At 53.4% G+C, this 21,760-nt stretch carries 20 protein-coding genes; 14 read left to right on the forward strand and 6 right to left on the reverse strand.

What is annotated here, in order from left to right; translation table 11 throughout:
* Position 1: 1 nt before the first annotated feature.
* The 5 genes from ACQY1L_RS23430 to ACQY1L_RS23450 form a co-directional block, all read right to left on the reverse strand.
* Positions 2-655, reverse strand: a complete 654-nt coding sequence (locus ACQY1L_RS23430) for a hypothetical protein (protein ID WP_430244904.1) — start codon at positions 653-655, stop codon at positions 2-4.
* Positions 652-2,160 (reverse strand): AAA family ATPase, encoded by a 1,509-nt coding sequence (locus tag ACQY1L_RS23435; RefSeq protein ID WP_430244905.1) that lies wholly within the window; start codon positions 2,158-2,160, stop codon positions 652-654. Before ACQY1L_RS23435 ends, ACQY1L_RS23430 begins: the two co-directional genes overlap by 4 nt.
* A 919-nt stretch (positions 2,161-3,079) precedes the next feature.
* Positions 3,080-4,165, reverse strand: coding sequence for a hypothetical protein (locus ACQY1L_RS23440; protein ID WP_430244907.1), 1,086 nt, complete (start codon positions 4,163-4,165; stop codon positions 3,080-3,082).
* The gene (locus tag ACQY1L_RS23445) at positions 4,159-5,946 is read right to left on the reverse strand and encodes a hypothetical protein (RefSeq protein WP_430244909.1); all 1,788 of its coding nucleotides are present in this window, start codon (positions 5,944-5,946) and stop codon (positions 4,159-4,161) included. The genes ACQY1L_RS23440 and ACQY1L_RS23445 overlap by 7 nt, the downstream gene beginning before the upstream one ends.
* Positions 5,943-7,682 (reverse strand): hypothetical protein, encoded by a 1,740-nt coding sequence (locus ACQY1L_RS23450; protein ID WP_430244911.1) that lies wholly within the window; start codon positions 7,680-7,682, stop codon positions 5,943-5,945. Before ACQY1L_RS23450 ends, ACQY1L_RS23445 begins: the two co-directional genes overlap by 4 nt.
* 382 nt (positions 7,683-8,064) lie before the next feature.
* Here ACQY1L_RS23450 and drt3a point away from each other — a divergent pair, with 382 nt between their 5' ends.
* From drt3a to ACQY1L_RS23515, 13 genes are all read left to right on the forward strand, one after another.
* The gene (gene drt3a, locus ACQY1L_RS23455; RefSeq protein WP_430244913.1) at positions 8,065-9,411 is read left to right on the forward strand and encodes an antiviral reverse transcriptase Drt3a; all 1,347 of its coding nucleotides are present in this window, start codon (positions 8,065-8,067) and stop codon (positions 9,409-9,411) included.
* Positions 9,404-11,476, forward strand: coding sequence for an antiviral reverse transcriptase Drt3b (gene drt3b / locus ACQY1L_RS23460; protein WP_430244915.1), 2,073 nt, complete (start codon positions 9,404-9,406; stop codon positions 11,474-11,476). Before drt3a ends, drt3b begins: the two co-directional genes overlap by 8 nt.
* A gap of 723 nt (positions 11,477-12,199) precedes the next feature.
* The gene (locus tag ACQY1L_RS23465) at positions 12,200-12,733 is read left to right on the forward strand and encodes a recombinase family protein (protein WP_430244916.1); all 534 of its coding nucleotides are present in this window, start codon (positions 12,200-12,202) and stop codon (positions 12,731-12,733) included.
* A gap of 31 nt (positions 12,734-12,764) precedes the next feature.
* Complete coding sequence (locus ACQY1L_RS23470; RefSeq protein ID WP_430244918.1) at positions 12,765-13,061, forward strand: hypothetical protein; 297 nt, start codon at positions 12,765-12,767, stop codon at positions 13,059-13,061.
* Entirely contained in the window at positions 13,058-14,929 is a 1,872-nt protein-coding gene (locus ACQY1L_RS23475; RefSeq protein ID WP_430244920.1) for a recombinase family protein, read from the forward strand. Before ACQY1L_RS23470 ends, ACQY1L_RS23475 begins: the two co-directional genes overlap by 4 nt.
* A gap of 188 nt (positions 14,930-15,117) precedes the next feature.
* Positions 15,118-15,369, forward strand: coding sequence for a hypothetical protein (locus tag ACQY1L_RS23480; RefSeq protein WP_430244922.1), 252 nt, complete (start codon positions 15,118-15,120; stop codon positions 15,367-15,369).
* A gap of 373 nt (positions 15,370-15,742) precedes the next feature.
* Positions 15,743-15,964 carry a hypothetical protein gene (locus ACQY1L_RS23485; protein WP_162759440.1) on the forward strand — a complete coding sequence of 74 codons (222 nt, stop codon included), beginning with the start codon at positions 15,743-15,745 and terminating at the stop codon, positions 15,962-15,964.
* Positions 15,965-16,182: 218 nt separating this feature from the next.
* Entirely contained in the window at positions 16,183-16,440 is a 258-nt protein-coding gene (locus ACQY1L_RS23490) for a hypothetical protein (protein ID WP_430244924.1), read from the forward strand.
* 154 nt (positions 16,441-16,594) lie between these two features.
* A complete protein-coding gene (locus ACQY1L_RS23495) occupies positions 16,595-16,780 on the forward strand; it encodes a Flp family type IVb pilin (RefSeq protein WP_062581247.1) in 186 nt (61 codons plus the stop codon).
* Positions 16,781-17,302: 522 nt separating this feature from the next.
* On the forward strand, positions 17,303-18,631 hold the full coding sequence (locus ACQY1L_RS23500) for a PIN-like domain-containing protein (RefSeq protein ID WP_430246037.1): 1,329 nt from the start codon (positions 17,303-17,305) through the stop codon (positions 18,629-18,631).
* A 197-nt stretch (positions 18,632-18,828) separates the two neighbouring features.
* On the forward strand, positions 18,829-19,575 hold the full coding sequence (locus tag ACQY1L_RS23505) for a hypothetical protein (protein WP_430244927.1): 747 nt from the start codon (positions 18,829-18,831) through the stop codon (positions 19,573-19,575).
* Positions 19,576-19,785: 210 nt separating this feature from the next.
* Positions 19,786-20,223: a hypothetical protein gene (locus ACQY1L_RS23510; RefSeq protein WP_430244930.1), complete on the forward strand. Its 438-nt coding sequence runs from the start codon at positions 19,786-19,788 to the stop codon at positions 20,221-20,223.
* A gap of 27 nt (positions 20,224-20,250) precedes the next feature.
* Positions 20,251-20,490: a hypothetical protein gene (locus ACQY1L_RS23515; protein WP_430244931.1), complete on the forward strand. Its 240-nt coding sequence runs from the start codon at positions 20,251-20,253 to the stop codon at positions 20,488-20,490.
* Here ACQY1L_RS23515 and ACQY1L_RS23520 read toward each other — a convergent pair.
* On the reverse strand, positions 20,487-21,098 hold the full coding sequence (locus tag ACQY1L_RS23520) for a hypothetical protein (RefSeq protein ID WP_430244933.1): 612 nt from the start codon (positions 21,096-21,098) through the stop codon (positions 20,487-20,489). The two genes, ACQY1L_RS23515 and ACQY1L_RS23520, sit on opposite strands and share 4 nt — an antisense overlap.
* A 431-nt stretch (positions 21,099-21,529) precedes the next feature.
* On the opposite strand from ACQY1L_RS23520, the gene ACQY1L_RS23525 reads away from it, so the two are divergent.
* Entirely contained in the window at positions 21,530-21,733 is a 204-nt protein-coding gene (locus tag ACQY1L_RS23525) for a hypothetical protein (RefSeq protein ID WP_430244935.1), read from the forward strand.
* The last annotated feature ends 27 nt before the right edge of the window (positions 21,734-21,760 follow it).

Below are 21,760 nucleotides of genomic sequence, written 5' to 3' on the forward strand. Positions count from 1 at the left end.
CCTATTGCTCCTCCGCTGACTTCTGCGGAGTCGATTTCAAATGGACGGCAATGGAGGCTAAAGCCATTTCGTACTCTACCGGCGAAGCATTTCGCTTTACCAACGTTCCTATTTGCCTCTCGAACTCCGGGGTGGATGGTGTCGTATCTGCATCTATGCTTCCATTGCCGAACCTGATCAGATTGCACATGACGACCAAGGCTGCCCCTTTAGAGGTTCTCGGAACGACTACATCGCCCAGCCAACGAACGTGTTGACCGTATTCGTCGAAATGTGGGTGGACGATCTTATAGTGTGCGGATTGGTCCGGGAATGAAACGCGGTTCGGATCGACGCGGACTTCGCTGTCTAACTTTGCGCCGTTGCAGTCTTTGCAACTCGCTGCCAAATTCCTGGGCACGAACATGAATTTGGGGGCGAGAGCTTTAGGAATGACGTGCTCGCCGTCCCATACGCCATTATGTGCGGTTGGATACTCTTTATGGCAATAGCAACACAGGCGCTGCTGCTGGGCAATATAATGATCCTTTATCTGCTTGCGGACAGGTGAAACGACCTCGTCGCTCCAATACTTGTGGTCCTGCAATGCATTGTCGCGTCCATTATACTCTTCAACGATCGCAACACAGTTGCCGCTGTACACAACGGGAATCAATTTTTCGCCTCCGTGCCGGCGGAAGCGGCTACGTTCGACAAGTCTTCAATCAATTTCCGTGCGGGATCGGTGTCGCCGAGCTCAACGGACAATCTGCGCAAATCCGATAGGGTGCGTTTGAACTCGTCCGAATGAACGTCGCCGTTTCCCGCAAGGCGTAAGGCGCGAACAACACGTTCTCTTATGTACAAATTTCCCGGCAAGGGAGAGCCGAAAACCTCAGCGAGTAGATAGTCGGAAGACTGTCCAGCGATATCGTTGAGCGGAGGCAAGCGAGATTTATCAAGAGCTATAATATTCGCACCCTTCGGCAACTCCGATATAACTAATGGTGAATGTGTCGCGATGATAAAGTGGCATCCGGAAAATTGAGAGAATGCCTGCATCAACAGACCGACGTAATCCGTTTGCCATTCCGGGTGTAAGCTTAACTCAGGTTCGTCGATGAGCACTAGGCTTCCATCGGTGATCACGGATGCCAGTGACAGCAGAGACGAAATCATGCTAAGTTGCCCCGAACTTGCACGCTTTAGATCGGAGACCAACCCATTCGCTTGGGTTACTTCAACTCCGGCGATCTTAAGGAAGCCGGCTCGGCGCAATGGCTGTAGAATTTTGAAGGTCTCGTCTACTTCTCCCCCGTTACTGAAGTCGGCAGTCGTTCGGATTATGCCTTTCTCGCCTCGAAGCAACGCCAGCTCAAGCAAATCATGAAGATAATTCTCGTCGAACCCGCCTTTTAACATTTCCTCGACGCGCAAGCGTTGATCGTTGTTAGTCAGAATACCAGACGAAACTAGACTCTTGCCGTGATACAGCATATTTCTAAGCTCTGAAGCGATTTTGATACGATAAACCACTGTCAATGTGGGGAGAAGCTTCAGGAAATCAAAGACAGAGCCAATATTAGCTCGTCGGCGGTCGTCCTTCTGCTCCTCTTCAAATAAAGTATTTAACGACCGAAAGAGGAGATTATCGATCGACGCCTTATAAAAACGATCTCTTAAGCCGAGATATTGGTAAAGAGACGTATCGGCTGGGGCTACCGAATTACGTAGTAATCTTGGCACGGGAAATTTGTCGAATGGACTTATAGTAAGTGCCACTACTCGCTTCGGCAGAGGAAAATCAAAGATATCCGTGTCTTGCCCATCCACTTTTAATTCCAGACGCCTATGCGGCTTCCTTTCGACGGTGCAGTGCCTGCCATCGATCCTATAAGCTAGGAATTCGAGAGCAAGGTTGGCGACAGACGTCCTTTTTCCGATTTGCAACTCTTCGAGCGAGACGAATGTCTGCACGATCGATGTCAATAGGTGGGATTTCCCCGTACCGTTTTTACCGATTACCGCGGTGATATGCTGGGACGTGTCTCCGCCACCATTCGATTCCTCGGAGAAACGGACGCGAGGATTCATATATGGTGTGTTTTTGCGCCACGGTAATTCTATGCGTACGTCGCCTGTTCGAGATTCGAGTAATTGGAAGTCTTCTTTTGCGTACATTGCTCCCCCCAGGAGCTACGTACCGGCGCCCGGCCTGCTCTTACGGAATGTAGGCGCCTCACACCGGCAGCTTCCACTCTCCGTTATCAAACGCAAGATTTCAGTCAAGGGTTGTCTGGCGACGAAATTCCACTGACTTGCCCACGGATGCTCTTTATGGTGTGACGACGTCGGTCGGGCCCGGTCGTAGACTTCTCAGGAAAACAGATTTTGGCTGAAGGACTGTTTAGATTAGACGCCGCACGACTGGACCCCACGGCCAAAATGGGAGCGCGAAGCGGAAATTGTTGCCGCTGTCCGCTGGAGCCTACCTCCGTGTCGCGCCTGAGAACCGCTACTTCGAGGCCGCTAAGTTTATATACTTCAAAGAGCCAGAACTCGGAGTCGGAGAAAGCCGTCTGGTCGGATATCGACAGAACATTCTCAGTCCCTACCAGCAGGCCAGTGGACCGAAACGAGTCCTTTGACCATAACAGACGTTAGGTCGGGATATCTGCTTTCAGGTTCTTTTCACCACGGCGTGTACGACTGAAATGGAGGAGCTTAGTGAAAACATTCCCGGCGCTGGGCCTAGAAAGGCCGTCAGAACTAAGGCTGTAAATCGGCAAAGCCGACGAGTTCTATCGACACGAGAGGCTTTACGACCATGCGTAAGTCGTGACCTTTTTCCAGCGTAGTGACGTAACGCCATACTTTACAGCATAGGATGCACCGAGCGTACAAGCATGCAGGTGGAAAATGCGCGCGTTCTTGACAAGTGCTGTCTGTCGCGGCTGAGCGCCAAGGTATTGCTGAACTAAGAAAATATGCGATATGTCGTTGGCTTGGTCTTGCCCAATTAATTCTGTGACCACAAGAACATACCGGCTGGGAATCACCCGCGTTTTTTCCAGATCGCGTGCGCCGTCAATTAAGCCGGTTATCGACTGCTGGTAGACCCTATTGGCATACTCGCGCACCGGCATGAAATAGCGCGAAACTTGCCGCCGTTTAGGCTTGCGATCCATGCGTCAAATGTCACCGCAATGGGAACCAGGGGCTTCAGCAGCGTTCCTTGAGAGGTCGCCTCCTGGCGCTTGGCGATCCAGTCTTCGAAACGCTCGCCAAGCGAAACCTCTTCAGGCATAAATGCGCGAAATTTGACCCACTCGTCGCGGTCGAGTTCTGGAAAGATAAGCCCGACGACCGGACTTTTCTCAATTCCGGTACTATTCTGCCGCGGCCGTCCATTGACGTAGAAATCGGAGCTTCTCCCCAGCGGCGGCGCAGGTTTGACGAACGTTTTTCCGCGGAAATTGAAACCCGTATCGAGGATTGGCCCTTTTGTCATATCGGCCGATAGGCCATTGACCATCGCGTCAGTCATAGCGCGCTCGGCGTATCTATGGAACGCATTCCGTAAGTCTTCGAACTCGGGAAAGGGCTGGTCAAGTGAGATCGGCACATAGTCGATTGGCCACAATGCGAAAGTATCGAAACCATCGCTGTGAAGGTAGGCGCCAGCTACGACAACGCCATCGATGTCATCAGTGTCGTTCCGCGCGCGCCTGCCTACCATCTGGATGATCTCATCATGATCAAGTGCTGTGTTAGCGTTGTTGACTAGCATCAAGATCGATCGCTTCGTACCAGGGTATTCCGAACGGGATTGTACGAGCTGACCTTTCGCGCTTTTGACGGCACCTTTGATTGGGCTTTCCATCGTCCGGTCGTAGTTACGCTGACCAGCCGAATCGAGCCGTTCACGATCTAGCACGTGAACAGGTCTCTCCGGATCGAGAACGGAAAAGAGGGCAGCAAGCTTTGACTGCCGCTCGACTTTGCTGAAGCCGTCATCGTCAAGGATCTTCAATTCAATGACTGCGTCACCGAGAATGTAGTCCGCATTTCTCGCGGCTCTCCGATCATGATCAGGATGGGCACGCCGTCCTCCTGCAAGTTCGATTATCTCGTTGATAATCTCCTCCTTGAGAGGCCGAATGCGAGTCGTTGCAAAATCTAGCATGCGTCGCAACCTATTGGCGGGGTGGCATCTGAAGTGAGTTGACTGATCGCAGGCAATAGGTCGCGCCAGACCTGCGGTGGGACTGGTAGACGGTGGCATCGACACGCTGTAAGCACGATCGGCCAGTGGCCGAAACGGACCGCCGAAAGCGCATCATAGTGTGGATTGCAAGCCGCCTCTTCGAGTATAAAATCGAATGTGTCCCGCGTGCGCGCGGTTACGGGAATGCCTGTTAGCACTGCACCGTGATTGTCGCGCCCAAGGTAGAGATTTTCTTCACTGTCTTCATCCGGCAGCCAGGTTTGAAACGTGCAGTGCCCAAGCGATTTGGCCTTAAATGAGGCTAGTTCATCAAACAGGTCCTGCTTACCGCGTGCAGCCGCCCATTGTGCGAGCATCGGATAGAGAATGCTGCCCTCGGTGGAGCTTTTACGATAAGCCTCGCTGCGCTCAGATGGATGGTCTACGAGGTCCCAATAGGAGCGACTTATCGCCGGATAGCGGCCATGCACGTCGAATGCGAACATGCTACGCCTCGCCAGCTCTTCGTTCCATTGATCGATCGCGCTATGATTAGCGGGACGGCAGGCTAGAAGCGTGAAAGCAAGGCCAATATCGATCGCCTGCCAATCGCCGATCGGCGACAGTAATGTGCGATTGTTGCTGACGATCTGTATGAGTTGCATGCAAAGTCTGTCGATTCGCGCGACTATCGTATTATTGGTCTCTGCCAACACTACCGGGAGCGTCTGGAGATAATCCTCATTGAGCACGACTGGGCCTTTAGCCGGCGCAAGCTGCCACACCAGCCACAGACCACGCAACGCCAAGCGACCGATAAGCTCGAACAGCTTGAGATTTACGTCGAGAGATGCGTGTGACCCAACTGCCGATGAAAGCGCGTGACGCACATTCGCGTGCGGAAGGATCTTCGTCTCGAAGAATTCGTCCCAGATTGCGAAATGCAACTCAAATAGCTCATTAATAGCGAAACCGGCGGCTTCGGCGGTCTTGCCTGAGTGAGCGACATCAGCTTTTAGGAGATGCCACATTTCGAGTTGAGCGCGTTCGCTGGCTCGATAGGGCGCCTCCACATTGTTTGCCTCGCGCGCCCAGACAAACATGATCCACAGGCAGATGTTGATCATGCGAGCCTGTGACAGTCGCGTCGCTAAGCTCTTGCCAGGCTTGTCGGCTACCCCTCGAAGTAGTTGGCCGAACTGTTCGACTGCGATATCAGGCTCCTCGACCATCGCGACACTCTTGCGCAAATGGCTGCGCATAGCGGGCGGCAACAAGCCTTCGCGCAGGATACCGTCAAGAATCACGTTCGCTAAGCGATCACCATTCCACTCCTCATAGCTGATGCGCTCGTTGGTGTTTCTGTTCATATAACCGGTAACTTCCGCCCGGACCTGCTCGTCGATCGCACCGCCAAACGTAAGGCAAATGGCGATCGGTAAGGTGGCATATTCGGGCGGAATGCGACTCGTGATGTAATGATCGAGAATTTCGTCGAGCGATGGCCTTAGACTTTGCGGTGATGCCGTGTTCCAGTCATTGCGGTTAAGATCGCCAGATTTGACCGAAAACAGATGGACGCGGCTAACGCCATCACGCCCGGTGCCCACCGCGGCGACGTCGACGCCATATTGGCGAGTTCCCCGAGCCGGACGTGAGTATACGGTAAAACCTAGCTCGGTAAGCAGATCGGGCAATACGGCGTCGAGTTCGCCGCGTTCACGCAGAGAAGCGAGATATTCACGAATGACAAGCTTCATGATTTCGTTTCTTCCATGGCCCGGAATACCCGCAGCTTGTAATCAAGGTCGAATGGTTCGAAAACTTCGAGGCGGGGCGACTCGATGCTGTGGCTGAAGCTATGCAGCTTGGTCTCGTTGCGCTGTTTCTTGCCACCTAACCCGTCGAAGTAGCTGATTGATCGATTGCCATAGAGCAAGACTGAACGGCTGACGAGTGACATGAATACCGATTTTTTTTCCGCTTCCTTGTGTACTTGGCGCATCGAGTCTTGCTGGCGATTGCCTTCAATCATCCGCTCGCGTTCCGATGGGCGCAACTCCATGGCCCGACCAGCCTTGCGCAAGCCTTCAATATAAGTCTCTAGCCGGGCAAGCAGGTCGTTGATGATAGGTTGCATTGGATCGCTATCAGTCTTGGCACGCTCGCTGAACCAGTCTGCCAACGCGCCTGAATAATTGATCAGCAAAGGATCGAAGAGAAGCTCAATCAGCACAGGGCGTCGGGCCTCGGCAAGGGCGGGTATAAGCCCGAGTACTATTGAAGCAGCCGTGATCGGATGCATGAATAGATAGCCGATGGCCCGATGAGCGAGCAGGATCTTATCGGCGTCCGGTCTCGCGACGGTGATGCGATCGACCTCAAGAATAATAGGCGCGTCGCCCAAATGATTGCTGACAAGCGACAGAGCCGCTTGGCCAAGATGGTGATCTAAAGACAGAAGCCAATCAATGATCACTTTCGCTAGTTGGTTCGGTGCGAGCTCGCGCAAAGAGTGGGAAAAGCTGTCGAACACTTCAAGCGATGCAAGCTCGTCATGCGCCGCGACCAGTGGCGAGATAAGGGCAAGTGCTTCATCCAGCCGTCCATTAGTAACCAGTTTAGCGCCAGCGGTGTCGAGATTGTCGAGCGTTCCAAGATTGGCAACGGCGACGCTTTGCATAATTGCTGTCAAGCCTGCTATGATTCTTGGCGGCAGCTCCTCGCCATAAAACATGAGCTCGAGTGAGAGTTGGTAGATCGCTTGTTCGCCAACCCGCGGGGCGGCAGTATTGATTAACGAGACGGCTGTGGCTTCCATATCGGGATGAGCGCGGGCGATTTCGCATATGGCAGTTAGAATATGACCAAGACTATTGTCGTCAGCAGTATCGGCGGCGGTGATAAGAGCGTCGGCGGCGCGACTCCGCGTCTCCGGGCTCTCCAGTAAAATCGTGCCGATCGCCTTGGCCGCAGCCGAGCGCCCTGGTGACGTTGGGCCTTCTAGGTAGGCAATCGCTTCAATGAGGGCGTCATTGGGCAAACTCTTGGCAAGCGCTTGAAGGCCAAGGAACACATACGCGGAGTCCTCGGGGCTTTGCACGTTAATTATAGCAAGCGTCGCCCGTGCGCGGTCGCCTTGCTCAGCCCATGCTCGATAAGCGCTATTAGGCATCCCGGACGCGAGGTCTTCGCCAGCCCGCGCGACCAATGCCTTGACCGCGGCCAGCATAGCAGGAACCTCAGCCTGAAGGGTTGGAATGAGTTGGCAATAGACGTGCATGACAGTGAAAAAGTCATGCTGACTGATCGAAGAACCAGAAATCGTGCGCGCCGCTTCAAGTACATCTATCTTGCGGTTATTGTGGAGTTTAGTCAGAATTGCCTGAAAAGCCTTACCGGCGTCATCGCTGTACTGGCGCCTCGTCTGCTCAACGAGAAGCTCCGGAAGAGTACCTGCCAAATGACACTCGATGATTTCTTTTTCGTCTGCCATGCCCCCCCCCCCGCGTTGCGGATAGAAATACCGCTTCTTCAATGCAATGGATACGTCAAGCTTACCTATAACCCACAGACGGGTAACACCTGTCATAACCTGAAGTTGTCGGCTGCGCTTATAGGAAGGCTATCTTAGAAAACCTAAAGTAGTTTCGCGGGTACGGCTGCGGCTTCAAAGCCGCCATGCGTCGAAATCGGCAATCTTGTTGCACGCTGTCTTCTTGGGGAATCAGTAATCCACACAATTTCGCGACGTGGTCGGACGTCCTGTCAGGAAATACGCCGCTGTCAAATTTCTATTGTCTATACTAGGCAAGCGATTCGAATACTCCGGCACCGCGCTTCACGTCAAACGATGGAATGGGGGAATAACGTCGATTATGCTCGACCAAATGTTCACTGCGGAGAATTTCCGTCGCATCTACGACATCGAGAACCGCAAGGGGCTTGACTTAGCGAAGCGCTACTTCCCGACGCTCGAACCGCTGATCCTTTCGGTTCGTGACAAGATCCAGGATATCCGCAATCATCGCGCAATGGAAGTGACGATGGCCGCCGACGTATTCGAGGCCACGCTGGTGGCGCTGAAAGCCGAACTCACCGCCTTGAAGGCCGATAAGTCAGCCGCTGTTGATGAATTGATGGACGAGATCAGCCAGAAGGTTCTCAAGCCGAGCTTTAAGATCGGGCTTTCACAGAAGGCCGGGCCCAAGAATAAGCCCGTGTTCTGCATCGACGCCGAGCCGGCAACCTTCTTCGTCATCAAACAACTTCAGTGGAACATCCACCGCATCTACGGGGTCAAACAGGCAAATCGACACGAACTTGTGTGCCAGCTCCGCGATATGCTCGGCAGCAGTTTCCCATTCGAGCTGGTTCGCACCGACATCTCGTCATTCTACGAGAGCATTGACCGCAAGCGATTGGTAGAGAAGCTTGACCGCGACCAGCTTCTCAGCCCCTCCTCGAAGAAATACATAAAGCAGGTAATGGACTCGTATGGCACGATATCTGGCGCTGCGACTGGCATTCCACGCGGTGTCGGGATCAGCGCGTATCTGGCCGAGCTGTATCTTCGACCAGTCGATAAGGCAATCAAGGGGATTCCCGGCTTAGTCCTCTATTGCCGCTTCGTCGACGACATTGTGGCCGTGTTTGCGCGTTCGCCCGCCGGCAATAATCTCGGCTCATTCAAGGATCTAATCATCGCGATTTTCGGCGAAAATGCGCTCAATCATAACCTAGGCAAAACGCACGAATTCGCGCTGGCCGATGCCGAGCCGAAAAAGTTCGAATATCTCGGCTACCGTTTCCACCTTAAGCAAGGAGCGTTCAAAATCAGCCCGAGCGCGGCGAAGGTGGCAAAATACCGCGCACGCATGAATGCCGCCTTCGCGGAATACTGGCGAGAGAAGCCGGTTAATCCGAAGGGCGCTTTCCGCAAGCTCGTTGGTCGCATCAAATTCCTGACGGGCAACACCCGGCTATCCAACAGCAAGTCACGGGCGGCGACAGGCATATATTTCAACAACTCGATCGCGACCGACCTAACGAGCCTTGCAATGCTCGACAAGAGACTCAAGACGCGCATCGCGGAGCTAAAGCGGACCAGCCTTCAAAAACAGTTGAAGAAGCTCAAGTTCACCACTGGCTTTGAGCAGCGCCGGTATCACAATTTCAGTACGCGAGAGTTACAAATGATTGTGAGGGCCTGGAAACATGGTTAAGCGGCGCGTCTCGCTCACCCACAGGAAGCAGCGGTCTGTCCTCACCGACATGCTGCCTTTCGAGGTGCCGCCCACCTTCTCCAACAGAGGTTTCTACCGTTTCCTGCGCGACAAAAGCATCGAGATCGAAAATAAGCAGTTGCGATGGATATGCGAAACGGATGCGCTCGACCGGACGATGCGGCTCTTGTTCGGCATCGACCCTACCGCTGTGATCGCGACCGAGGTTGTGACTGAATGGGGAAAACGGAAAACCCGCCGGTCGGTGCCTATCAAAGAGTGCCAGATGGCGACCATCCCGTTCAATTTCCGTGTTGCCCACAATCTGGACGGTCGCACTTTGAGCGTCGTGCATCCGCGCAATCAGGTCGAGGTGGCGAGCTTCTATACCACACATAGCGCGTTGATCATCTATCACACATCGGTCAGCGAATTTTCGATCCGTCACCCGGTGTCGGTGTCGCGCTATGCCTATTTCAAGGATAAGCTCCATGAAGAGCGGCTGGATTCTACGGTCGGACTGGAGGAGGAGGAGCGCGAGTACGAGCAGCTCGGCTCGTACTTCGTGTACCGGAAATACCGAAACATCCATCGCTTCTTCGAATCCTACAAATATCACCGCAGCGAAAAGAAGTACGATGCGATGGTGCAGATCGATGTCAGCAAATGCTTCGACAGCATCTACACGCACTCACTACCTTGGGCAGTACTGGGCAAAGACCAGACCAAGTTCAGCCTCGATGAGTCGAGGACTACTTTCGGCGGGCGCTTTGACGCCCTCATGCAGAACCTGAACCATAAAGAGACCAACGGTATCGTCATCGGCCCCGAGTTTTCCCGGATTTTCGCTGAGATCATTTTGCAGTCTGTCGATGCCGAGTTGATCAAGCAATTGGCCGAGGGGCCGAAATTAATCCACAAGCTAGACTACGAGATTTTCCGGTACGTCGATGATTTTTTCGTTTTCTACCACGAGGAGTCAACCCAGCATAAGATCTTCGAGACACTTCAGGAGATCCTCAAGAGCAAAAAGCTCAGCATCAACACGGCCAAGATCAAGCACTATCAGAAGCCGATCATCACCGAGATCACGGTTGCCAAGGAGCGCATCTCGGCACTTCTGAATTCCGAGATCGATCCAGTTTGCGAGGAAGAGCCCCTTGCTGATATCGCCATGCCGCCCTTGCGGAAGCTTGTCTGCGCGGTCAGTGCGAACCGCCTAATTATTCTATATAAGGTCGCAATTAAGGAGGCGGGGGTCACCTATGGCGACCTCCTAAATTACACCTTCGCCATCATCGAGAACAAGGTCGAGAAACTTCTCAAGGCTTATGTCACGAGTAACATGTCAGCCCGCGACCGCAAGCGGCTGTGCGATGCCCTGCTGGCGATCATGGAGTTCGCTTTTTTCGTTTATTCCGCCAGCCCGAAAGTCAATCACACCATCCGGCTTTGTCGGATTATCGCGACTTCCGTAGGGTTCCTCCACGCGCAGGGCCTGCCCTACGAGCAGAAGCACCTGCTCTTCAAATACGTCCACGACAACGTGATGCAGCAGCTCGAAAAGAACAAGATGAGCGTGCATCGCGAGGTTGAGAGCCTCTATTTGCTCATTTCGCTCTCGCAGATCGGCCGGGAATACTGGCTGCCGGTCTCAGTCCTGCTCGGGCATTTCCTGATCAAGGAAGACGAGGGCACAGGCAACTATGTTCGCCCAACCGGCTTCATGAACCATTTCTCCGTCACCGTTCTGCTGTCTTACATCAAGGACAAGGTCCGATATTCAAAGCTGAAGGCCTTCCTAGAGGAGCATGTCATTACAAAGCTCGAACATATGAAAGCCCACTGCCCAAACGACGCCGAGACACTGATAATGCTGCTCGATTTCGTTGTCTGCCCATATATCAGCGCCACCACTAAGAATTCGATTGGGGAAATTTTCAGGTTGGATGCGGTGAAGCTCGCATCCGTACAGGCCGCCAATGACTACTGGTTCACGGCTTGGGGTGACAAATTTGATCTCGGTAAGGAACTGGACGCGAAGCGCAGCCGTGAGGTATATTGATCTTGGCGCTCCGCTTTGCCCGTTAATGGCTGTAGGCAGCTCACACACAAGCGCCCTCTCTTCCCTTATATCAATTGGGGGTTGGGTAATCGGACGGTAGGAGCGGGCCGTCTAACTTACTTCGTGAGGTCGCAGCACAAGCGGCAAGGCCAGTGCGAGTTCCCGTAATTTGACTGCGCAGCCCTTTTTCTCCCATTTGATGCGCCTTCCGCCTCATAGGCTTGTAAGTGCAACGCGTTGGACCTCCACGTCCCGAACGTATTGAGTCTTACCGCTTCTTAGATTCGGTTCTGCAGATGGCGGGTTTTGGCATCGCGCTGAATTTAGCTGAACAGGTCTTGGTAGGATTCACAGAGAACAGTCGCGCTTTAAGGGCGCCTCAAATTACGGCAACTAATAATTGCAATTGCCGAGAATAGCGTACTTTTCTTCGTTTAGGTAACGGGATTTCCAGCAAAAAATTTCGCGAATTCGAGCTCTGAAGGAACAAAAAATTCTGAGCCCAGCAGCTTTATTGTCAACAATTGACCAGAACAAACCGTGAACTTGCGGGACTCGTTGACCCTTTTAAAGGACTCAAGTCGAATATCAAGCCTCTGAAAACGCTAACGATTCCGGAGCCTGCGACCGACCGCCTTGGATTGCGCGGCTCGTGTTTCTGTGTTCTCATGGCGCGGTCCGAACAGCGGAAGCATACTAAAATCAGGAGAACAGAGGTGAGTCATGAACGTGAGCGCCAGCAGTATCCCGTATCCAGTCCACAAGCTTGAGCCACTCAAAAGGCGATCGCCACCACGCATATCTCAGTTTGAGAACAGAGAAAAGAGCCCACCACAATCAGATCCGTCCAGAAGGGTCGCCTTCTACGCTCGGTCTGCAAGTGTCAGCCGAGCAGAGACAGACAAGCAGTTGGCACTCCTGTTTGATTTCGCAAAAACGGGGCGTGGCTGGATGGCGACGACATGCTTCACCGACTGGGGTAGTGGATTGAAAAAGGGTGCCGGCCTAAGCGCGCTGATAAACGCAATAACGCTACCGAACAGCGAGTTCGATGTGATCTTTGTTACGAACTGGTGCCGGATTTCCAGGAGCATAGACATATTTAACGAGGTCCAAGAAACGGCGAGCAGGAGCGCGGTCTCCTTATTCTCGCTCTCTGAAATACAAGATCCTACGCCGACGTCGCAATTTAGTTACGACGTGTTTGAGGCTTACGAGCAGTCTCGAACGCGCAGAATTAAGCCCTGCAACAAGTAGGTCCGCGGCCGCATCCGCACAGGAGCTAGTCATGAAAGGCTCGATCCAATCAACATGCCTCGCAATCGTTCCAACAGTAAGGAGTATGGACGAAATGGATAGATCGAAAAAACCGGACAAGAAGCGAGGCTTAACAGGTCGGCCGTTGCCTTTCTTCGCAAGAGGCTTGAAAGCCAAATTCACCTCGGCGCAGATCCGCAAGTCCAGTCGTTATGCCATTGTATCTGAGGGGCTTGAGTCGCAGCCGGTAACGGACGCTGAAGTGCGGGTTCTTCTACTGAGGCTTCGCGACGATCTGCAAGGCATCTTGGAAGGGGAAACGCCATGAACTCTCGGTCGTTTATTCAGATTGGTGGAGATGGCAATACGAACAAAACTAGACGGAAGAAAGCCACCGTCGCCACCAAGCGCCAGTATCTCGATGCCACAACGAGTGAAAGTGCAGTTCCTGAAGAGAGACAAGTCCGGGTCGCAATCTACTCGCGCGTGTCGAGTGACGATAGCGTTGACAGCAATCTATCTCTCCCGAACCAAGAGGATCTGGGGTTTCAACACTGCGCGAAAAACAATTGGAAAGTTGTTGCAGTATATCGGGAGGAAGGCAAGTCAGCCAAGACTGACGACAGGCGGAAATTCCTGCAAATGATCAATGATGCAATGCAGGGAACACGTCCTTTCGACGTCATCGTTGTGCATTCGACAAGTCGTTTCGCCAGGAATGTAGAGCATTATTTAAAGTACAAGAGAAAGCTTCATGGGGAGGGGATTGAGCTAATAAGCTTAACCCAAACATTCGCCCGTGACACCGGCGGCTTCCTTGCCGAAATGACGACCTCTGGCTTTGACGAGTATCATTCACGCCGGACATCGGCCGACGTTACACGCTCCATGACTGCCATGGCAAAAGCCGGCTATTATCCTGGGGGCGTACTCCCATTAGGCTACAAAGCCATTCCCGCGCCCGACAACGCACGCCGAAAGCTTATAGTCATTGACGAACTCGAGCGTCCGCTCGCGCGCCTGATCTTCGATCTTGCACTCTTTGGAACTGACAAAACAGGGCCGCTCGGTATCAGCGCAATTCGAGACCACCTTCACAAAAATGGTCACCGCACGCGTAAAGGCAGCTTGTTTTCAATCAACACCATCCATTCAACTTTGACGAACAGCATCTACGCCGGCACGAAGTCATACAACGTTGATCCGCTTGTTAAAGAGTGGGAGCCTGGCCCTGCTGAGCGAGTGCACATCACAGTGCCTGCCATAGTAGGACATGATGAATTCGCCCGACTTCAGAACATGCTCAGGGCAAAGGACCCGCGATCTGGAACAGCGAAGACTATGAGTAGCCCGTTGCTGCTCGCTGGACTTGCGAGGTGTAAGTGCGGTGGTGCAATGTGCCTAGGCACTGGAACCAGCGCGCGTGGGCCCGTTTATCGTTATTACCATTGCAATACCTCTAAGAGGAAGGGAGCGCTTGCCTGTGCCGGAACGCGGATCTCTGAGGAGCTTCTTGATGAGATGCTATTAAAAGAAGTTCTGTCGCAAGTCCTAAGGGTCGAGCGCCTGACTGAAATTTTGGGCCGCATACAGGAACAGTTAGCGCAGGAGAATTTGGAGGGAAGTCGTAGGCTCTCGGATCTTCAGCGAGAGACCGAGATTTCTCGCAGGGAGTACGAGAACCTTATTGCGATTGCGTCTCACTCGGCGGACTTTGGATCCGATCCTATCATTCTTGAGAAGCTACGTTCGGCTCAAGGTCATCATCAACGCAATGTACGGGCATTGGAGGGTCTGCTCGTGCAGGACGGTCAGATCATCGAGCTCACAGACGAGCATATCCAGTATTTTTCTGAGCTCGTATCGAAGCGATTGCGGGCGCCTGATAAGATGTTGGCTAAGGCATACCTGAACGCGATCGTTTTGAAAGTCGAGGTCGACGGCGAAAAAGTGGTTATCGTCGGGAGCGTCCCGGATCTAAAAAAAAGAGTTGAAGAATTCACTACAAAAATGTTCGACGAAACCGCTGAGACAAAAGTTCGCGGTTATGTAGCAGAATGGTGCCCCATGCCGGCGCACCTGAAATCAATGAATACAATGGGGTTAGTGAGCGTCTGGACACTTGGTGACGCCACGCGATCGTTATGTTTTTTTGAAAAGTGTCCAGACCTTGAGGATGTAAATTCAAGCGAGTGACCGCTGAACTCGAGGCGCAACCGGGAGGGCCGTCGACCGAAGGGGCCGATACCCTCTCTCCAGCAGCGCCTTCACACTCTAGACCGCTCTCAGCGGGCAGTAATATAGTGCATACTTGACGTGCGCCAAAATCGTGTCAGGCTTGTCTTCCTTACGACAATGCAACCACCACTACCGAGGTTTGGGTAATGTCGCCTGACCGTTTCAGGGAATGCCTACGCGTTATACGTTGGACCCCGATCAACATCGCCTCTCTGCTGGAATGTGATCTGTCTTGGATAGAGGCGCTCGAAGCGGGCACTGAAGAGGTTCCCGTTGGACTTGCTGCTTGGCTTGAAGTGCTGGCGCAATCGCACGAGGCCTTGCCCTCTCCTCGCACCTACAGGGGTCGTCGCGCTGCACCGTCCTTCTGGGAGCGCCCCCGGCACACTCTTTCCTGACAGCCGCCGATAGTCTCATATTAAGTTTGTTCTTGCCTTGTTCTTTTTACGCGACCGATTTAGGTTCGCAGCATGAGCGAGATCGGAACCATAGGCGACGCATTCAATCAAGGTTGGCAGCTCTCTGCCGCCTGCCGTCATGGCCTTGTCGATACTGGCAGCAGCAGCCGGAAATGCGACTGGAAGTACAACCTCGACATGACGACCTTGGTCGCAACTCGCGGCCGCGACTTTCCGATCGATAGGGTCTCTGAGCGCTTGCGTTGTCCCAGATGCGGAAGCCGCAAGATCTCAGTGTTTTTCGTGACGCCATCGATGCCGACTAGAAGGACGGCTGGCCGTTGAGAACCAACAGTATCAGGTGCCCGCATCCTTGAAACCAATGCCACTGGATTACCAGGTTCAAGAAGCTCTCAAAATCCTTGCCCGCTACAAGCATGTCAGTAAGGGGGACTTCATCCTTCGAAGGGTCGGCGCGACGGCGATCGCTTCGCTTGTGGAAACCGGCCTTGCGACGGTCGACCGGGGACTGAACGGGGGCATCGTGTACACACTCACCGCAGCAGGGAAGGCACGACTACCGTCAGACCCGTAGCTCGACATAATCGAAAAAGAGCCCGCAAACCCTAAGGGGCAGCGGGCTAGTTTGGGGAAGGCCGGAATGCCTTCGGGGTAAGGGTAATTCTCGCAGCAACGAGAATCAACCATTCAACGATGGCAGCTCTCCATGCGGGTACAGTCGATCTCTCACTGCCAGAACTGCTAGTCGATCATCCTCGCGTCCACTGCTACGGTAACAAACCGAAGGAGAAGATGATGCACAGAATGAAGTCAGAAGACATTCCCGCGTTCGTCGAGGAAGTGGCCGCAACCGGCTGCAACATTACGGGGATCGCAGGCGTGGGTTACCTAATCGGCGATGCGGACCTTCCAGACGACCAGTTTGAGGAGGTGATGCCGAAGCTATCCGAAATCACGGATGCCTACGGTAAGCGCGACCATCTCCTTGAGGAAATCACTGAGTATCTCGTTTCGATCGGTCGAAGCTATCCGCCGCCGGAGATGCACTAACACTTAAGGAAAGGTGTCGAACGAGCACGAGGCATCTCAAACCGCGACACAACTACAATTTAACCAATCATATTAACGGAACGGATGTGTTCTCTAGGTAGAAACATGACACGTTGGGACAACCCGTTCCACGACACGAACGACGGGGGATAGCATGTCGGTTTTTGCACGTTTTATGAAGGACGAGTCGGGCGCTACTGCGATCGAATACGGTCTCATCGCGGCTCTTATCTCAGTCGCGCTGATCGCCGGGGCGACCACGCTAGGTGGCGCACTGAATAACCAGTTCACAAACCTTTCGAAGAAGCTCAGCTGTGGATCCGCTGCCACCACTTGCTAATCGATGGTCGGCTGCGACGTCGCCTGACTAAAGATGGCGAATGAACTCAAGTATTCGGGTCAGCCTTTCACCTCTAGTTAACGTCCAGATTGTACCTCGGGAAATGGACACCATTTCCAGGGTCCGGCACTCAACTCACCGAACAATGGGACCTCCGTTGTTCGGTTTTTTGCTTGTAAGGCCCCTTGCCCTCTGGCCTTCGAGATCCGGTAGGGTTGTGAGGGCTTGGATATCCTTGGTGTAGCCGGTGGGACTTCATGTCGCTGTCTAATGTCTATGCTGTTTCGATATCATAGCGTCCCCGCACCGTGCATGAAACACCCGTTGATTTCCTTAAGCTATTCGCGCAACCGACCGCACCGGGGCGGTAAAAAAATCGGCGTATTAACCCGCTGTTGCAACGTCACGTGGCAACCTCCTCCTTCGACACAGCATGGGGGCTAAGCAGTGCACAAATCGTTTTTCGGCTTTTACCATCCCACGGAACAGGAGTTCGACAGGCTCTGGAGAGAAGCCCTGATAGTGTTCGATTCGAGCGCTTTACTAGATCTCTATCGTTTGCCGCCAATAGCGAGGGAGGACATGTTCAAGGCTCTGGAGCACTTCAAAGAACGGCTTTGGATACCGTACCAAGTCGGCCTGGAAGTACAACGAAACCGCTTCACTGTAATCAACGGTAAGCGCAAGGGTATGACTGCCGCTGGGGATAACGTGCAGGCTCTTCTTGCTCAGATCGAAGCCCAGATAGCTAAATTAAAACTCGAGCAGCACGAGATCGGTTTCGAGCCTGAACCGTTCTTAAAACGGCTTGCGGGTCCGGTGGAGGATCTAAGTGAAGCTATTGAGAAGGCGCAAGAGGGTGAACCACACGTCTCCGCGTCTGACCAAATACGCGATCGGCTTGATCGTATTTACGACGGGAAGGTAGGCCCTGGACCACGAACCCAGGAGGAGCTCGACATACTCTGCGAGAATGCCGATTTCCGCTATCAAAATGAAATACCGCCTGGCTTCGCCGACGCCGAAAAGAAAGAAAAACAAAAGTTTATTCATGATCACCTGCTCTATCACAACAAGTACGGCGACCTGATACTCTGGCGGCAATCTATCACGCATGTAAAAAGCTTGGGGCTGAAGTGCGTTATGTTTGTGACAAGTGAGCAAAAGGAAGATTGGTGGTGGAAGGAAGGTCAAAACAAGGTTATTGGGCCGCATCAAGAGTTAATGCGGGAGATGCAGCGCGAAGCTGGTATCGACCTGTTCTGGATGTATCGTTCGGACTCTTTTCTGAACTACTCGCAACGGTATACTCAGGAAAAGGTCACGCCCGAATCTGTCGCTGAGGTTACTGATCTAGTTCAGAGCTCCGCTCATCGCACTGCAGGCTTGTGGACTTCGCATCGAACGCCGAGGCCCCTATGGGGACCGGCACTGGTTAAGCGGAAAAGGCTCGCTGTAGAAGCAGTTCGTCGTTGGGCGGAAAACGTTCGGGGTAGCTCATACTTTGTTCAAGATACAGGCTTTGACTTCGTATCTGAGGTTGATGGGAAAGAACGGGGATATATCGTGCTTTCTAGTGGAGTTAGCCTCATTTCGCCGTGGTCGTCAGAGGTTTTTACTCGACAAATTGATAGCCTCAAAGTCCTACTCGAAAATTCCCGCTTTGATCAGAATGCTGCTGTGATTGTCCTACCCGATGGGGACAAGGTATTCGAGCGCTTCTCTCAAAATCTCCTGGACTTTGTTGCTCAGGCCCGGGCAGCAGGCATCGACGAATTAGTCATCGGTGCAATCCGCGATGAGTTCCAGCCGTTCGCGATCTTCTCGAACGATGATACCGAGATCCTGTAGTGGCGGGTTTATGCAGATACCAATTGTACTGCGATTTGTTGCCGATTATACAATAAAAACAATCATATGAGTGGAAGGTAAGGGGCTTTCCGTCGCATTTGATATTGCTTCTGAAATTTACATGCTCCCCGCACCACTTCCGATCTTCCTTCAATATGCAATGATGACAGCGCAAAAATGTCGGAGGGTCGGAAAGTATGCAGGGATCTGGTTACGACGATGCTTGGTGGATCGCGCTTGCTCTACCGTTGGGAATATCATTCTTCATCTTTCAGACATCATGGGCACTACGTGCAACCCGTAGAAAATTCAGTCTTACGTTCACGCTGAATGAACAAAGAAACGCACATATATCATCTGTTACAACGTCGACGCTGACCGTATGGAACGACGGAACGGAGCTTATCGAGGCCACCAGTTTCGCGAGAAACTCGCCTCTGACAATAAAGCTCGATGGCGCTAACGTCTTCCGGAGTGAAGTCATTAGGGTTTCAAGGCCGGAGAACGAGGTACTTGTTCAGCTACCCATTGGGGATAATAGGTTGCAAGTCCAGTTTGATTTTCTTGCGCCTGGCGAGGGGTTCCGCTGGCAGGGCGATCACGATGGAGCACCTGGTTTACTTAGGCTTGAGGGCTGGATAAAGGGGGCTTCTAGCCCACTGCTGCGTTACAGAGCGATATCTCCTCAACTTAAAGCCGGCGCGATTTTCGTGTTGCTTGGAGTGTGGTACGAGTTGGTCTTTTACGGGACCAATCTCCTAATTCATGAAGGAGTGCGGTCATGGATGTTCCTGACGTGGCTTCCCTTCCCAATCTTCGCAATTGCAGGGTCTGCCATAATAGTAGGTAGCCTAGCCAATGAGTGGAGAAATCCAGGGCCGAGGCTCTTACGTGCTTGGGAGAGGGAAGCTGTCAGATCTAAGCTTCCACAGCCAAAGGCATAAGACCGGGTCGTTTGGCGCATCGGCATCCGTGGTATTCAGCTTGGGAAGCTTCGAGAACAAGCAGGAAAATCAATCCAGCGTTTCACTGGGCAGAGACCCCGTCGACTTCCAGTAGGCGGGGTTTTCGACATTCCCTGGTTTGATACCTTCTATTAGCATTGCTGATGCTATTGTTGCCGCGAACGCCGCTGTCGCCATAGAGAACCAGTAATGACCGAGAATGTTGAGCCGCAAGAGAAGAGCCTAAGGGACGAGTTCGCAATTGCTGCTATGAATGCGTTGCTGATCAGTGACCGTGCCTTCAGCAAATATCTGGTCGCCGACGCGGCAAAACGTTCATACGAGGTAGCGGACGCGATGATGGTGGCCAGCGGCGCCATAGTGGAGCCCTCGCTACCCAACAGCCCAACGACAGAGACTGGGGAAAACGGGCTTAATGTGAAACCGCTTGATTGGGGGTATCGTCCGTTCTCCGCAAGGCAATGGGCCGCATCTTCCGTAGCGGGCGACTACTTTGTGGGCTCTGTTGGAGAGAAGGCGGTCTGGAGCCGCTTATTGGAGCCTGATAGGCCTTGCGACTCGATAGAAGATGCAAAAAGCGCTGCCCAAGCCGACTACGAGGATCGAATCCGATCAGCTCTCGCCTAATGCCCCGAACGGGTCTACACTTTTGCCATGGATGACATCACCCCGCCCAAACCTGGCTCGCAGGTACGGTTCATTGACTGCCAACTTGCGGTCGAAACCCGGGTGCATCAGATCGTCGAGGATGCCTATATCGCCGGATGGGAGCCCGGCGAAGTTCTTGCGGCTATCATCGAGGTTGCCGACAACATAGCCTTGCAGTTTGGGGAGAATGAAGCGCTCCGAGATCTACTGTCGCGCTTGAAAGATAATCGGCCGAGCGACGACTAAGGCTGACCGATCCGCTCGCGCTCCACACGATCGAGGCGCTGCCTCAGATCCATGATGACGTCTCTCGCTCCATAGACGCTGCCCTGCGCCTGCTTCAGGTCGTCGACCTGCCGTTGCTGGTCCTGGAAGCGCTGATCATAGTTCGCCCAGACACGCTCGTGTTCCGCCCTCGGCACCAGCCCATCGCGAATGTCCTTTATGGCCGTCTCGGTTCGCTGTCGATCCTCCTGTCCGCGAGCCGTCCGCCATTCCATCTCTTTCTGCGTGACCATGCTTCCGACGATCGTTGACAGGCTGTCCTTCGTCTCGATCGCCCGCATGCGCATGTCCTCGCGCATCGTGGTGATGTTGTCCTTGATCGGCTGCAGCGCCATGAAGCCGAGACCGCCAAGGACCGTGATCGTCACCGAGCAGAACCCGATGATAATCGGCCACTGTGTCTTGGATCCACCACGAATGTCGTCGACCAGCGAGCGGATCTGCGAGGCGATCTCGGAGAAGCCCTTGCCCATCCGGTTGTCGAGGTCGCCGATTTGGCGCGATTGATTCTCGACGCGCTCGCCGAGCTGCGCATACTTCGCTTCTGGATCAAAGCCGCCGTTTGGCATGTCGTTTCTCCCAGTCATTCGTTTTCAGCCCTCTGGCATTCTCGCGCGATGGCGGGTGTTGACTCATGTCAAAGATTGAGAACATAGTAAGAACGAAAACGCCGCATGAAGTCGGCATCACCATCCTTTTTGAAGGCGAACACGTGCGCCGTGCGCGAGCGAGAACCCGTGTCCGAACGACAGACGAAACCAGCTATGCCGCTTCCAACGCTCCGAGATTATCGCGCCGAGACCATTGAGATGGTCTGCACTCCCTGCGCTCGCCAAGGTGTTTTCAGCCACAGGAGCCTGGTCAAAAAGTTCGGAGCGAACGCAGAGTTCGTCCAGATTCGACGCGTGCTGGCGATGGGATGCGAGCACGCCGGGACCGAGAAATGTCGGGCAAGGTTTCCCTGCCTTTTGCAAGCACACATCCTCTGGGAGCCACGCTAATGAGCGACGAGACCAGGACAGTCCTGAACGGACCGACGAAGCTTTACGTCCATTGGTGCAGCGTCCCCTCATGCCGGGAGTGGGGCGGCTTTGGCTTCTCGAACAATCGCGGAGAGCCGCAATGGTGGTGCTGGGAGCATTATCCGCACAAACCCAACCAGGCGCGCAGCGAAGCGGCCGAGATTGCAGAGATGCTGCGTTGAATGCCGGCGACAACGACCAACAGAGTA

Source organism: Neorhizobium sp. DAR64862/K0K3 (assembly GCF_050500185.1).
In the GTDB taxonomy this organism is placed as follows: domain Bacteria; phylum Pseudomonadota; class Alphaproteobacteria; order Rhizobiales; family Rhizobiaceae; genus Neorhizobium; species Neorhizobium soli.

Excerpts from the sequence above, each read along its gene's own strand:
- ACQY1L_RS23525 (WP_430244935.1), top strand. The coding sequence starts at position 21,530 with ATGAGCGACGAGACCAGGACAGTCCTGAACGGACCGACGAAGCTTTAC.
- ACQY1L_RS23470 (WP_430244918.1), top strand. The coding sequence starts at position 12,765 with ATGAAAGGCTCGATCCAATCAACATGCCTCGCAATCGTTCCAACAGTA.
- ACQY1L_RS23475 (WP_430244920.1), top strand. The coding sequence starts at position 13,058 with ATGAACTCTCGGTCGTTTATTCAGATTGGTGGAGATGGCAATACGAAC.
- drt3b (WP_430244915.1), top strand. The coding sequence starts at position 9,404 with ATGGTTAAGCGGCGCGTCTCGCTCACCCACAGGAAGCAGCGGTCTGTC.
- ACQY1L_RS23505 (WP_430244927.1), top strand. The coding sequence starts at position 18,829 with ATGCAGGGATCTGGTTACGACGATGCTTGGTGGATCGCGCTTGCTCTA.
- ACQY1L_RS23440 (WP_430244907.1), bottom strand. The coding sequence starts at position 4,165 with ATGCTAGATTTTGCAACGACTCGCATTCGGCCTCTCAAGGAGGAGATT.
- ACQY1L_RS23520 (WP_430244933.1), bottom strand. The coding sequence starts at position 21,098 with ATGCCAAACGGCGGCTTTGATCCAGAAGCGAAGTATGCGCAGCTCGGC.
- ACQY1L_RS23465 (WP_430244916.1), top strand. The coding sequence starts at position 12,200 with ATGAACGTGAGCGCCAGCAGTATCCCGTATCCAGTCCACAAGCTTGAG.
- ACQY1L_RS23435 (WP_430244905.1), bottom strand. The coding sequence starts at position 2,160 with ATGTACGCAAAAGAAGACTTCCAATTACTCGAATCTCGAACAGGCGAC.
- ACQY1L_RS23480 (WP_430244922.1), top strand. The coding sequence starts at position 15,118 with ATGTCGCCTGACCGTTTCAGGGAATGCCTACGCGTTATACGTTGGACC.
- ACQY1L_RS23490 (WP_430244924.1), top strand. The coding sequence starts at position 16,183 with ATGATGCACAGAATGAAGTCAGAAGACATTCCCGCGTTCGTCGAGGAA.
- ACQY1L_RS23450 (WP_430244911.1), bottom strand. The coding sequence starts at position 7,682 with ATGGCAGACGAAAAAGAAATCATCGAGTGTCATTTGGCAGGTACTCTT.
- drt3a (WP_430244913.1), top strand. The coding sequence starts at position 8,065 with ATGCTCGACCAAATGTTCACTGCGGAGAATTTCCGTCGCATCTACGAC.
- ACQY1L_RS23510 (WP_430244930.1), top strand. The coding sequence starts at position 19,786 with ATGACCGAGAATGTTGAGCCGCAAGAGAAGAGCCTAAGGGACGAGTTC.
- ACQY1L_RS23445 (WP_430244909.1), bottom strand. The coding sequence starts at position 5,946 with ATGAAGCTTGTCATTCGTGAATATCTCGCTTCTCTGCGTGAACGCGGC.
- ACQY1L_RS23515 (WP_430244931.1), top strand. The coding sequence starts at position 20,251 with ATGGATGACATCACCCCGCCCAAACCTGGCTCGCAGGTACGGTTCATT.
- ACQY1L_RS23495 (WP_062581247.1), top strand. The coding sequence starts at position 16,595 with ATGTCGGTTTTTGCACGTTTTATGAAGGACGAGTCGGGCGCTACTGCG.